Raw genomic sequence first — 12526 nt, forward strand, 5'->3', positions numbered from 1 at the left:
GGAGTACACAGCATGCAATTTGATTGGCATTACACCGCAAGCCTGCTGGTCAACGGTGACTTCTGGAAAGCGGTCGGCACGGTCGTCGAACTGAGCGTCGAAACCTGGCTGGCAGGCATTGTGCTTGGCTTTATCCTGGCCCTGGCCCGACAGTCGCGTCACCGCACCGTCAACCGCGCCGCAGCGCTGTACATCTGGTTCTTCCGCAGCCTTCCGCTGCTGGTGCTGTTGATCTTCGTCTACAACCTGCCCCAGGTTTTCCCAGCGACCAGCGTGCTGCTCTCCAATCCCTATGCGGCAGGCCTTATCGCCTTGGTGCTGAGCGAAGCGGCGTATATCGCGGAAATTCATCGGGGCGGGCTGCTGGCCGTGGCCAAAGGCCAACTCGAGGCTGGAAAGGCACTGGGTATCGGCTACACCGGCACTCAGCGATTGATCGTGATCCCTCAGGCGCTGCGGGTGGCACTGCCGACCCTGGCCAATGAATACATCACCATCGTCAAGCTGACGTCACTGGTATCGGTGATCTCGCTGTCGGAGATTCTGCTGGTGGGCCAACAGCTCTATACCCAGAATTTTCTGGTAATGGAAACCATGCTGGCGGTCGCGTTCTACTACGTGCTGATCGTTACGGTGTTCAGCTACCTGCTCAAACGCCTGGAACGCCACTTGGACGTCAGCCAGCGCACCCCGCGCCCCGTCCCGGACAGCCACGCCCTCCTGCCGACCGCCCCTCTGGCCCCGTGCCGGGGCAATTTCGCGCTGCGCGTATTGGGAGCACGCAAGCACTATGGCGAGCTCGAGGTGCTCAAGGGTATCGACCTGGACATCCGCTTCGGCGAGGTAGTTTCTATCATCGGCCCGTCAGGCTCCGGCAAGACCACCCTCATCCGCACCCTCAATGGCTTGGAAGGCCTCGACCGCGGCCAGGTCGAACTGTGCGGCACGCCGTTCCTGCGCGGCCGCCTGGAAGACGGCGGCAGCTTGTCCAGCCGCTTGCACCTGGAAGGAATCGTCCAGGTCGGCATGGTGTTCCAGGGGTTCAACCTGTTCCCGCACAAGACGGTACTTGAGAACGTCGTGCTCGCGCCCCGCCATCACGGCCACGCCAATGAAGCCGAACTGCGCACCCTGGGCCTCTCGCTGCTGGCCAAGGTGGGATTGCGGGATCACGCCGGCAAATACCCACACCAACTCTCCGGCGGCCAGCAACAGCGCGTGGCCATTGCCCGGGCGCTGGCCATGCGCCCGCGGGTGATGCTGTTCGACGAGCCCACCTCGGCCCTCGATCCGGAACTGGTAGGCGACGTGCTCAAGGTGATCGAAGAGCTGGCCCGCGAAGGCATGACCATGGTTATCGTCACTCACGAAATGAAGTTTGCCTTCCAAGTCTCCGACCGCGTGGTGTTCATGGAGCGCGGGCAAATCGTCCAGGCCGGCGCCCCGCGCGACCTGCTCGACAACCGCAGCGAACGCATGGGTCGCTTCTTGAAGGACGTACAGCTGGCATGAACAACAAACTCCCCACAGAGCAAGTGCTGTCGTTGGCGGACCAGGTGGCCTGCGAACTGCGCGAGGACATCATCGGTGGACGCTTGCTGCCCGGCATGGCCCTGATCGAGGCCGATCTGACTAGCCGTTACAACGCTTCACGTAACACCGTGCGAGAGGCCCTGCACCAACTCGGCAGAGAGGGACTGACCAGCTACGTGCGCAACAAGGGCGTGATGGTCCGCCGCATAGGTCTGGCTGAAGTGCGCGACCTGTTCCTGGTGCGCCGCACTCTGGAGATCCAGGCCATCCTGGGCAGCAAGCCGCTGCGGGAGTACCAGTCCGACTCGATGCTCGACGCTATCGAGGCAGCCGAGCTGGCCCGCGACCGCGAAGATTGGCAGGCTTTTGGCACCCACAGCCTGCGCTTTCACCAGCACATCGTCGGGCTGTTACGCAGCCCGCTGCTGGACGCTTTCTTCACCAACATCGCCGCGCAGATGCGCCTGGTATTCGCCGTGGCCCCTGACGAAGAAAATTTCCAGCGCCCATGGCTGGAACGAGACTGCGAGATCCACGACCTGCTTGCTGCTGGCCGTCGCCATGAGGCAGCCGAAGCCATGACTCGTTACTTGGACGATTCCGAGCATGCCCTGCTCGACCTACTGAGCCACCCTGCCCGCGGGTAACCCGCAGACATGGCCACGCACACCCCAAAGGAGAAACGCATGAAGCCCACCCCTCTATCCAAAGCCCCGAATGACGCTGCACAGCGCAAGTCAATCAAGCCGGTACTCTGCTACCCGGTCGAGACATTACCCCGTCCGGACATTGGTACTTACCGCGCGTTGCGCGACGGACTCAAGCATGTCAGAACCGTAATAGTGCCGGCCCGCGATGCAGCAACTTTCACCGTTCCAGCTGGATGTTTTTTTCGCATTGTCTCGACCGAGGGGCCGCAGGTCGGCGATCTGAACCTCTTTAACCAACATGACCTCACAGAGCGGTTTTATACAGGCAAGACCCGAGCATTGAATGGCACACACTTGGGCGTCGGCGATCAATTGTTCTCCAGCTTTCCCTATCTGCGCCCCATGGCGACAATCACCCATGACACGCTCGACTGGTATGGGTTTGATGAATACGGCGGTTCAGTCCACGACGTGATCGGTACACGCTGCGATCCTTACACCCACAATCTGCTCAGTCATGGCGGCCAGTATCACCACTGCTGCCATTCCAACCTGACCCGCGCACTGTCTGCATCAACAGGACTGGCGCCGCATGACGCCGAGCCACATGTGCATGATGTTCTGAACGTGTTCATGTGCACCGGCTTCACCCGAGACACGGGCCAATACTTCATGAAGGCCAGCCCAGTGCAACCTGGCGATTATCTCGAGTTTTTTGCAGAAATCGACCTGCTCGGCTGCCTCTCGGCCTGCCCAGGCGGTGACTGCTCAGCCGAGCACTCGTCAGACACCGCGAAATGCTATCCACTACTGGTGGAAATCTACGAAGCAGAGCAGCGGCCTGAAGGGTGGATCGCGCCAGGAGTCAGTGGGTACGATCGAACTCATGGGATCGGTCAATAGCTATATCAAGTTATCGTCCACGAGGGCAGCTACGGGCCGAAAGAAGAAATCCAGAAGGACGTGGCATATTCCGCGCAACTGCCAATCAGTGAGTTGTTCCGCCGCCACGTCCAAAGGCTCTGTTTTGATAGTCAGTTACAGCTTGGTACAGAGCTTCGTGGCACCGGCGCATTGCGTCAATAGAAACGACAAAGCCCGTCTAGGACGGGCTTTGTCTGGAAAAATATGGCGGAATTCAAACTTTCTCGATTACAACGCATGATCTGTCCCTGGTGAGTGTTCGCTATCGACCCATAGCGGCAATTGCGAAAGCAATGGTCTTGCTCATTTTCCAAGGCTGTCGCGAACTCTGTGGGAGCGGGTTTATCGAGGCGTCGAACCGCCGCGAAGCAGGCAGCGCGGAGGATGGCACGGGCTACGCCCGTGTTCGCGGGTGAACCCGCTCCCACAAAGATCACCTCTGACACGACTGGCAGCTTCACGCCCTGTGGAAGTCAGTCCACCCAAATCGATGGTCCTGAGCAGCCCTACTTACGGATTCTGATGTGCTAACCAGCACGCGACATTCAATCGACATCCCGGCGGGGCAAAAAGCGGGGCAAAATTGCTAACCAGTTAAAATCGATCAGGCATAAAAAAATCCAGCCACCGCTAAGTGACTGGATGCTTTGGAGTTATTTGGTCGGGACGGAGTAATTCGAACACTCGCCCCCCTTGCACCCCATGCAGGGAGAGAATGGACAAGTGGCCAGCTACGCCGTCCTTGCCGGTGACTCGGACATGCCGAATCGCCATTTCCGAAAGAGCCATGGTGACCTCCTGAACCTGCCGGAAGCCAAATGCTCATCTCGTCACCGATCGTGCTCCATCGAAAAACCGAATTGGGGTCTATCCCATTCTGGCCTCAAATCTGGCCTTAAAATGGCCGGCTACCACCGGTTTTCAGTGGTTTTCGCTGGAACGAAAAAAGGGCCTTTCGGCCCTTTTTTCAACGACTTACAGACTTCCGTGGAACTCTGTAGATCTATAACTGGAGCGGGAAACGAGACTCGAACTCGCGACCCCGACCTTGGCAAGGTCGTGCTCTACCAACTGAGCTATTCCCGCGTCGTGATGGGTGCCATTCTAGCGATATCTAAAACGGCGTCAACCCCTTGATTCAAAAAAACTTTTATTTCTGTTCCGAGCCTTCGCGCAGATGCGGCCAGGCAGCCAGCAGGTAATGCGCCATCGACCACAGGGTCAAGGCGGCAGCCACCAGCAGCAGAGCGTAGCCCAGAATCACCCAGAAGGTCATTGCCGGTGGGTTGGCCAGCAGGATCACCAGCGCCAGCATCTGCGCAGCCGTCTTCCATTTGCCCAGGTTCGACACCGCCACATGCGCCCTCGCCCCCAGCTCGGCCATCCACTCACGCAGGGCCGACACCACGATTTCACGGCCGATGATCACCGCCGCCGGCAGGGTCAGCCAGAAGTTGGCGTGCACTTGCACCAGCAGCACCAGGGCCACGGCCACCATCAGCTTGTCGGCCACGGGGTCGAGGAAGGCGCCAAACGGCGTGCTCTGCTGCAGTCGACGGGCCAGGTAGCCGTCCAGCCAGTCGGTGGCGGCGGCGATGGCGAACACACTGCTGGCGGCTGCATAGCTCCAGTGATAGGGCATGTAGAACAGCAGAATGAAGATCGGAATGAGCAGGACGCGTAGAACGGTGAGCAGGTTTGGAATATTCATCGGTACGACTGGCTGCGGGTTGAGCCCGGCATTCTACTCGCTATGCAGGCTGGCATAAATCGACTCGGCAAGCTTTTTACTGATGCCGGGCGCTTTGGCGATTTCATCGATACTGGCGCGGTTGAGCTCCTGCAGCCCGCCGAAATGCTTCAGCAGGTCGCGGCGCCGCTTTGGCCCTACCCCGGCCACGTCTTCCAGGCTCGACACGCGACGGGCCTTGCCGCGGCGGGCGCGATGGCCAGTGATCGCGAAACGGTGGGCTTCGTCGCGAATCTGCTGAATCAGATGCAGCGCCGGGTTGTCGCCCTTGAGGGTGAATTCGTGGGCCACGTCGTTCAGGTACAGGGTCTCGAAACCGGCCTTGCGGGTCACGCCCTTGGCCACGCCAAGCAGGGTCAGGTCGGTGAAGGCCAGTTCCTGCATCACTTCGCGGGCCATGTTCAACTGGCCTTTGCCGCCGTCCACCAGCAACACGTCGGGCAGTTTGCCTTCACCGTCCTTGATGCGGCCATAGCGACGGGTCAGGGCCTGGTGCATGGCGGCATAGTCGTCGCCTGCGGTGACGCCTTCGATGTTGAAGCGGCGGTAGTCGGATTTGAGCGGGCCTTCCGGGCCGAACACCACGCAGCTGGCCACGGTGGCCTCACCGCTGGAGTGGCTGATGTCGTAGCATTCCAGGCGCTGCGGTACTTCATCGAGGCCCAGCACCTGGGCCAGGGCCTCGAAGCGCGCAGCCATGTGCTGGCGGTTGGCCAGGCGGGCATTGAGCGCCTGTTCGGCGTTGGTCACCGCCAACTGCTGCCAGCGGGCGCGGGTTCCGCGCACGCGGTGGCTGATGGTCAGCTCGCGGCCACGCAAGGTGTGCAGCGCTTCAGTGATGGCCTCGAAGTCTTCATGCACGACGTTGACGATCAGTTCACCCGGCAGTTCGCGTTCGGCGTTGCCCAGGTAGTACTGGGACAGGAAGGCGGCCATGACTTCGGCCACCTCTTCCTCGATGCCCACCTGCGGGAAGAAGTTCTTGCTACCCAGCACCCGCCCGCCGCGCACGCTGATCAGGTGCACACAGGCACCGCCCGGGTTGACGAAGGCGGCGACCACATCGACATCACCGGTACCGCCTTCCATGTATTGCTGGTCCTGGACCCGACGCAACAGGGCAATCTGATCACGCAACTCGGCGGCCTTTTCGAAATTCAGGGCCATGGCGGCCTTTTCCATCTCGGCACTGAGCTCATTACCCAGTTGCTGGCTGCGGCCTTCGAGGAACATCACCGAGTGGCGTACATCCTCGGCATATTCCTGCGCATCGACCAGGCCGACGCACGGCCCTTTGCAGCGTTTGATCTGGTACTGCAGGCATGGCCGGGTACGGTTGGCGTAGTAACTGTCTTCGCACTGGCGTACCGAAAAGGCCTTCTGCAGCAGGCTCAGGCTTTCACGAATGGCGCCCGCACTGGGGTATGGGCCGAAATAGCGCCCTTTGGCCTTTTTCGCCCCCCGGTGTATTCCTAAACGTGGGAATTCGCCGTCAGATAGAAACACGTAGGGGTAGGATTTGTCGTCGCGCAACAGAATGTTGTAAGGCGGCCGCCACTCCTTGATCAGGGTCTGCTCCAGCAACAGCGCCTCGGTTTCGTTGGCGGTGATGGTGGTTTCGACCTGGGCGATGCGGCCCACCAGGGCGGCGGTCTTCGGCGCCAGCCCGGTCTTGCGGAAGTAGCTGGCAAGGCGCTTCTTGAGGTTCTTGGCCTTGCCTACATAAAGCAGGCGTGCTTCGGCATCGAACATCCGGTACACGCCCGGACGGCCGCTGCAGGTTGCCAGGAACGCGCTGGCATCAAATTCTTGGGACATGAGGTTTTACAGGCTTGCGTCGACCATACCGTGGCGAACGGCCAGCAAGGTCAACTCGACATCGCTGGTGACCGAGAGTTTTTCAAAGATCCGATAACGGTAAGTATTGACGGTCTTGGGCGACAGGCACAACTTGTCGGAGATGATCTGCACCTTCTGGCAACCAACGATCATCAGGGCGATCTGGATTTCCCGCTCCGACAGGGCGTCGAAAGGCGAACCCTGTGGCTGGAACGACTTGAGCGCCAACTGCTGGGCAATCTGCGGGCTGATGTAACGCTGCCCGGCGAACGTCAGCCGAATGGCCTGGACCATCTCGTCCAGCCCTGCCCCTTTGGTCAGGTAACCGGCGGCGCCGGCCTGCATCAGGCGGGTGGGGAACGGGTCTTCCTCGCACACGGTCACTGCCACAACCTTGATGTCCGGGTGGCTGCGCAGCAGTTTGCGGGTGGCCTCCAGGCCACCGATTCCGGGCATTTTCACGTCCATCAGGACGACATCCGGCTTGAGTTCGCGGACCAGCTTGAGCGCCGACTCGCCCGAATCCGCTTCGCCCACCACCTGCAGGCCATCGATGTCGGCCAGCATGCGGGTAATACCGGTTCGTACCAGATCGTGATCGTCGACCACTAGGACCCTAATCAAGCACACACCTCGTCAACAGGGCGATTGGATCCCGCCACCTTAACAAAATTTTTCGTGGCGGACCTAGCGTAAAACTTCTGTCAGAAACGTCTGGCGATGCTCCGGGGATGACCCTGCTGTTTTCTGTTCACAGTCCTCACCCAGCAAACGCCTCAGCAAGTGTCCGAAGGCCGTCCGGTCTGCCTCTGGCAGTCGCCGAAACGCACTGAGCAGTGTGTGTTCCTCGGTGCTCAGACTGTGAGCCCATAACGGCATGCGGGTGCCATTGAGCACATAAAGAGCATCCACGCCCCTCGATGCCAGCGCGGCCAGGTAATCAACCCGCGGCGCACGCTCGCCACTTTCGTATTTGCCCTGAGCGTTGGGCTCGACCCCACCGATGTCGCCAAATACCCGCTGAGTCATTCCCAAGCGCTCGCGCTCTTCCCTCAAGCGCGGACCGAATCCATTCATTGACTGCCTCTCCATTCTTTCTTGTCGCGAGCAAGTAGATATCTAAAGGCCACTATGCCGCTGACCTCTCATTGCCGCAACCTGGGTTTTATCCATCGCCGGCGCCTTGAAACAGCAGGCGTGGCGGCAGCAACCCCCGGAAAAACAACTGAAAAAATGGAAAAACATAAACCCACCAGTCAAACCAAAGATACTGACAGAGTAGACGACAATGCCGAAAAAACCCGAAAAGACATAGAATTGACGCCATTTTGCCGTCAATCAAGGCAAATCATTTTTTTGACGCCCAACTAATATCAAACTTTAACCTATTGATTTATAAGTGTTTTTTAACTTTAACAAGCACTTTTAAAGTTATTTTCAACTTTAAGAAGATCAACGCTTGCGACAAAAATAAAAACACCCTTAGGATGTAAATAGACAACTAAGAAACAGCCTGTTACGCCACTTCTGAGCGCGGCTTACTTCTGCGCGTCTGCCTATTTAAAAACTAACCAAACTGAGTTTCTCGGCCGGCTTTGCCGCGCCCGAGGGAGAGGGATCTATGAACATCAGTATCTTTGGACTTGGCTATGTGGGCGCGGTCTGCGCAGCTTGCCTGTCGGCCCGCGGCCACACGGTGTTGGGGGTGGACATCTCGCCGGCAAAAATCGACCTGATCAACCAGGGCAAATCGCCCATCGTCGAGCCGGGCCTGGAAGAGCTGCTGCTCGACGGCGTGCGCAAAGGCCGCCTGCGGGGCACCACCGATGTGCAGGCGGCGATTCTCGCCACTGACCTGTCGCTGCTGTGCGTCGGCACACCGAGCAAGAAAAACGGCGACCTGGACCTGGTGTACATGGAAGCGGTCTGCCGCGAAATCGGCACGGCCCTGCGCGACAAGGGTAGCCGTCACACCGTGGTGGTGCGCAGCACCGTGCTGCCCGGCACCGTGAAGAACGTGGTGATCCCGCTGCTGGAAGCCGCCTCGGGCAAAAAGGCCGGTGAAGACTTCGGTGTCGCGGTCAACCCCGAGTTCCTGCGCGAAAGCACCGCCATCAAGGACTACGACTTCCCTGCCATGACCGTGATCGGCGAGCTGGACAGCCAGTCAGGCGACCTGCTTGCATCGCTGTACGAGGGCCTGGACGCCCCGGTGATTCGCAAGTCGGTGGAAGTCGCCGAGATGATCAAGTACACCTGCAACGTCTGGCACGCCACCAAGGTCAGTTTCGCCAACGAGATCGGCAACATCGCCAAGGCTTCGGGCGTCGATGGCCGCGAGGTGATGGACGTGGTCTGCCAGGACTACAAGCTCAACCTGTCGCGCTACTACCTGCGCCCGGGCTTCGCCTTCGGCGGCTCGTGCCTGCCCAAGGACGTGCGCGCCCTCACCTACCGCGCCAGCCAGCTGGACGTGGAGCATCCGCTGCTGGCGTCGATCATGGCCAGCAACCGCAACCAGGTACAAACCGCCTTCGACCTCATCGAGCGCCAGGACAAACGCAAGATCGCCCTGCTCGGCCTGGCCTTCAAGGCCGGTAGCGACGACCTGCGCGAAAGCCCGCTGGTGGAGCTGGCCGAGCGCCTGATCGGCAAAGGGTACGACCTGCGCATCTACGACGCCAACGTCGAGTACGCCCGCGTGTTCGGGGCCAACCGCGAGTACATCGAGTCGAAGATTCCACATGTGTCCTCGTTGCTGCACAGCAACCTGGATCAGGTGATCGACGAGGCTGACGTGATCGTGCTGGGCAACAACGACGAGCGTTTTGCCCAGGCCCTCGAGGCCGGTAGCGGCAAGCGGGTGATCGACCTGGTCGGCTTCATGGCGGACACCAGCGACACCCAGCGCCAGGGTATCTGCTGGTAACCGACAGCGTCCCTACCCCCCGCCGCTCCGTGGAAGCTGGCGAGGTCTGCGATCGATGTCATCGCAGGCTTCGCCAGCTCCCACGGCGTCCGGCCGAACCGATGAAACAGCGTTTCGTCGGTTCGACGCGGCACCCGAATACAGGAGTTGAAGCTACATGGATCGACAGCAACAGCGCCCCTTCGAGGCACCAGGCTATTTGCGCGCAGGCGCCAGCTTCTTTGCCTGGGCGTGCCTGGCCGGCCTGATCGCGCTGGCGTCGGAGATGGTCGCGCCGCAGTACCTGGACCCGAACCATCACCTGTTCATCTTCATCATCGGCACGTTGGGCATGTGGCGCTACGGCAATGCCATCGTGCACTACGTGCGCGGCATGTACTTCCTGCACCTGAAGTTCCCGCGCCTGCGCCGCCAGGTCGAGCGCATGGGCGATGCCGCCCTGCCCTCGCACATGTTCATGGTGGTGACCAGCTTTCGCATCCCGACCCTGACCACCTTCAAGGTCTACCAGTCGGTGTTCCAGGAGGTGCAACGGCTCAAGGTGCCTTGCACGGTGATCGCTTCGATCGTCGAGAAAGGCGACGAGACGTTCATCAAGGACATCATGCGCAACGAGGTCAAAGGCCGCGACGACATCAAGCTGGTGATCGTCCGCGCCCGTGGCACCGGCAAGCGTGATGGCCTGGCCCACGCCTTCCGTGCGCTTTCGCGGCAGATGCCCATGGAAGATGCCGTGGTCGGCGTGGTCGATGGCGACACCATGATGCTGCCTGGCTGCGTGGAGCGGGCGGTCAAGCTGTTCGCCGTGTTGCCGAATGTCGGCGGCCTCACCACCAACGAGTTCTGCGAAGTCGAAGGCAGCCGCTGGATGCGCCAATGGCACTCGATGCGTTTCGTGCAGCGGCACATCAACATGTGCTCCATGGCCCTGTCGCACCGGGTACTGACCCTCACCGGGCGGCTGTCGTTCTTCCGCGCCAGCGTCATGACCGACCCCGAGTTCATCCGCGACGTCGAGGCCGACTTCCTCGAACACTGGCGCCTGGGCCGCTTCCAGTTCCTCACCGGTGACGACAAGTCGAGCTGGCTGAGCCTGATGCGTGCGGGCTGGGACACCTTCTACGTGCCCGACAGCCACACCCTCACCGTCGAGCACCCACCCAGCGACAGCTTCTGGGTCGCTACCCGCCAGCTGATGTTCCGCTGGTATGGCAACTCGCTGCGCCAGAACTTCCGCGCCACCGCCCTGCTCGGCCGCGCCCGCCTGGGGCTGTTCACCCTGTATGTGCTGCTGGACCAGCGGGTGTCGATGTGGACCTGCCTGATGGGCCTGACCGCCTCGGTGATGGCCGGCCTGATCTTCGGTATCCAGTACCTGCTGGTGTACCTGTTTTGGGTGCTGATTTCGCGCAGCCTGGTGACGGTGATGTTCGTCTTCGCCGGCCACCCGGTCAGCCCGATGTACCCCTTCGTTCTTTATTACAACCAGATCGTCGGTTCGCTGATGAAGGTCTACGCGATGTTCCACATGGACCAGCAAAGCTGGACGCGGCAGAAGACCACCCTGACCACCGGCAGCGTCGACTTCGACGCCACCCTCAACCGCTGGTCCTCGAAGGCGATGCTGTGCTCCTCGATCGCCATCTTCTTCGGGGTCATCACCGTTCTTCTCGAACTCTCCAGATAACTCAACGCAACGTTAAGGAAAGGCGCCTGCACATGAGTAGCTCGAACATTCCCGTGGCCCCGGGCAAGACAGCGGCCAACATCGTTCACGAGGCGATCGACGAACGCCAACACGTACGCACCCGCATGAACGCCCGCGTGCGCTTGTCCGCCAGCGGCCAGGCGCCGTTCGAGACGGCTCTGCAGGATATCTCCCTGGGCGGCCTGGGCCTGCGCCATGAAGCGCCGCTGAAGATCGGCGCGCTGTATGACGCCTCGATCCGCCTGCGCCTGAACCAGGTCGACCTGAGCATCGACAGCAAGATCCGCATCGTTTCGCAGCGCGGCAGCGAAGTGGGTGCGCAGTTCGTTGAACTCGACGCGCAGAAGCGCGACATCCTGCGTTACCTGATCAGCGCCTACATGTCGGGTGAAATTGCCGACATCAACGGCCTGTTCAACGTCATGCAACGGGAAAACTACATCAAGGAACGCAAGCAGAAGTACGCCACCGCGCGCACGCCGGGCGCCCGCCTCAAGGCATTCACCGGAACCCTTTTGTACACCGCAGCAGGCCTGGCAGCCCTGGCTTTCGTTGGCTACAAGGGCTACCTGCTGTTCTTCCGCGTACCGGCGGTACAGGCGCAGGTGGCCACCAACGCCCAGGTCATCAGCATGCCCGACAATGGCTATGTGAAGTATCTGCTGCCTGCCGGTGCCACCGAGGTGCAGGCTGGCCAGCCGTTGGCCAGTGTGTCCACGCAACTGGCCACCAGCTTCACCAGCCCGGCCGACATGAAGGCGGTGGCCGACCTCTCCCCCGGCGACCTGCAGACCTTGCTTGGCCGAGCCACCATCGAAACGGTGATCAACAGCCCGTGCGACTGCCAGGTCTACTACCCGACCCAACGTCTGGATGGCTACGGCTACAAGGACGCGCCGCTACTACACCTGCTGCCCAAGGACCAAGGCCTGTTCGTGCGTGCCAACGTGCCGTTCGACAAGCTCGCCGATGTCGACCGCGTGCGCTCGGTGGACATGCAGGTGTTCGGCCTCGACCAGCACTACAGCGGCAAGGTAGTCGATGCCCGCGTCGATGAACTCAACCACAACCTGGCCCTGACCATCCAGCCGGACAGCCCGCTGCCGGCCTCGGCCTACCAGAAGGCGGTGGCGGTCGACCTGTACCTGGGCCTGCCATTCGGCCGCGCCAACTGAGCCCGTCGAGGACAATGC

11 protein-coding genes and 1 tRNA gene are annotated in these 12526 nt (G+C 60.7%); 7 read left to right on the forward strand and 5 right to left on the reverse strand.

Features of this window, described 5'->3' with window-relative positions:
* Positions 1–12: 12 nt before the first annotated feature.
* Genes PspTeo4_RS12195 through PspTeo4_RS12205 form a run of 3 tightly spaced genes read left to right on the forward strand, consistent with a single transcriptional unit; the run spans position 13 to position 3086 of the window.
* Positions 13–1512: an amino acid ABC transporter permease/ATP-binding protein gene (locus tag PspTeo4_RS12195; RefSeq protein ID WP_322364016.1), complete on the forward strand. Its 1500-nt coding sequence runs from the start codon at positions 13–15 to the stop codon at positions 1510–1512.
* Positions 1509–2180: a GntR family transcriptional regulator gene (locus tag PspTeo4_RS12200; RefSeq protein ID WP_322364018.1), complete on the forward strand. Its 672-nt coding sequence runs from the start codon at positions 1509–1511 to the stop codon at positions 2178–2180. The genes PspTeo4_RS12195 and PspTeo4_RS12200 overlap by 4 nt, the downstream gene beginning before the upstream one ends.
* 39 nt (positions 2181–2219) lie before the next feature.
* On the forward strand, positions 2220–3086 hold the full coding sequence (locus tag PspTeo4_RS12205; RefSeq protein ID WP_322364019.1) for an urea carboxylase-associated family protein: 867 nt from the start codon (positions 2220–2222) through the stop codon (positions 3084–3086).
* 1031 nt (positions 3087–4117) lie between these two features.
* On the opposite strand, the gene PspTeo4_RS12210 is transcribed toward PspTeo4_RS12205, so the two are convergent.
* From PspTeo4_RS12210 to PspTeo4_RS12230, 5 genes are all read right to left on the reverse strand, one after another.
* Positions 4118–4193 (reverse strand) — tRNA-Gly (locus PspTeo4_RS12210).
* A 64-nt stretch (positions 4194–4257) separates the two neighbouring features.
* Positions 4258–4818 carry a CDP-diacylglycerol--glycerol-3-phosphate 3-phosphatidyltransferase gene (gene pgsA, locus PspTeo4_RS12215; RefSeq protein ID WP_322364021.1) on the reverse strand — a complete coding sequence of 187 codons (561 nt, stop codon included), beginning with the start codon at positions 4816–4818 and terminating at the stop codon, positions 4258–4260.
* A 33-nt stretch (positions 4819–4851) separates the two neighbouring features.
* Positions 4852–6675, reverse strand: coding sequence for an excinuclease ABC subunit UvrC (uvrC, locus tag PspTeo4_RS12220; protein WP_322364022.1), 1824 nt, complete (start codon positions 6673–6675; stop codon positions 4852–4854).
* Between the two features lie 6 nt (positions 6676–6681).
* Positions 6682–7320 carry a UvrY/SirA/GacA family response regulator transcription factor gene (gene uvrY / locus PspTeo4_RS12225; protein WP_322364023.1) on the reverse strand — a complete coding sequence of 213 codons (639 nt, stop codon included), beginning with the start codon at positions 7318–7320 and terminating at the stop codon, positions 6682–6684.
* A gap of 63 nt (positions 7321–7383) precedes the next feature.
* Complete coding sequence (locus PspTeo4_RS12230; RefSeq protein ID WP_322364024.1) at positions 7384–7773, reverse strand: helix-turn-helix domain-containing protein; 390 nt, start codon at positions 7771–7773, stop codon at positions 7384–7386.
* Between the two features lie 54 nt (positions 7774–7827).
* Between PspTeo4_RS12230 and PspTeo4_RS12235 the strand changes: the two genes are divergently transcribed.
* The 4 genes from PspTeo4_RS12235 (at position 7828) to PspTeo4_RS12250 (ending at position 12508) form a co-directional block, all read left to right on the forward strand.
* Positions 7828–8067 carry a hypothetical protein gene (locus PspTeo4_RS12235; RefSeq protein ID WP_322364025.1) on the forward strand — a complete coding sequence of 80 codons (240 nt, stop codon included), beginning with the start codon at positions 7828–7830 and terminating at the stop codon, positions 8065–8067.
* Between the two features lie 250 nt (positions 8068–8317).
* A complete protein-coding gene (locus PspTeo4_RS12240; protein WP_322364026.1) occupies positions 8318–9625 on the forward strand; it encodes a UDP-glucose/GDP-mannose dehydrogenase family protein in 1308 nt (435 codons plus the stop codon).
* A 157-nt stretch (positions 9626–9782) separates the two neighbouring features.
* Entirely contained in the window at positions 9783–11312 is a 1530-nt protein-coding gene (locus tag PspTeo4_RS12245; protein ID WP_322364027.1) for a glycosyltransferase, read from the forward strand.
* 32 nt (positions 11313–11344) lie between these two features.
* Positions 11345–12508: a PilZ domain-containing protein gene (locus tag PspTeo4_RS12250; RefSeq protein WP_322364028.1), complete on the forward strand. Its 1164-nt coding sequence runs from the start codon at positions 11345–11347 to the stop codon at positions 12506–12508.
* Positions 12509–12526 lie beyond the last annotated feature (18 nt).

The sequence above is a fragment of the Pseudomonas sp. Teo4 genome, from assembly GCF_034387475.1.
Classification (GTDB): Bacteria; Pseudomonadota; Gammaproteobacteria; order Pseudomonadales; family Pseudomonadaceae; genus Aquipseudomonas.

Coding starts and splice junctions, on each gene's coding strand:
- PspTeo4_RS12200 (WP_322364018.1), top strand. CDS start 1,509: ATGAACAACAAACTCCCCACAGAGCAAGTGCTGTCGTTGGCGGACCAG.
- PspTeo4_RS12205 (WP_322364019.1), top strand. CDS start 2,220: ATGAAGCCCACCCCTCTATCCAAAGCCCCGAATGACGCTGCACAGCGC.
- PspTeo4_RS12250 (WP_322364028.1), top strand. CDS start 11,345: ATGAGTAGCTCGAACATTCCCGTGGCCCCGGGCAAGACAGCGGCCAAC.
- PspTeo4_RS12230 (WP_322364024.1), bottom strand. CDS start 7,773: ATGAATGGATTCGGTCCGCGCTTGAGGGAAGAGCGCGAGCGCTTGGGA.
- PspTeo4_RS12245 (WP_322364027.1), top strand. CDS start 9,783: ATGGATCGACAGCAACAGCGCCCCTTCGAGGCACCAGGCTATTTGCGC.
- PspTeo4_RS12195 (WP_322364016.1), top strand. CDS start 13: ATGCAATTTGATTGGCATTACACCGCAAGCCTGCTGGTCAACGGTGAC.
- PspTeo4_RS12240 (WP_322364026.1), top strand. CDS start 8,318: ATGAACATCAGTATCTTTGGACTTGGCTATGTGGGCGCGGTCTGCGCA.
- pgsA (WP_322364021.1), bottom strand. CDS start 4,818: ATGAATATTCCAAACCTGCTCACCGTTCTACGCGTCCTGCTCATTCCG.
- PspTeo4_RS12235 (WP_322364025.1), top strand. CDS start 7,828: ATGCCGCTGACCTCTCATTGCCGCAACCTGGGTTTTATCCATCGCCGG.
- uvrC (WP_322364022.1), bottom strand. CDS start 6,675: ATGTCCCAAGAATTTGATGCCAGCGCGTTCCTGGCAACCTGCAGCGGC.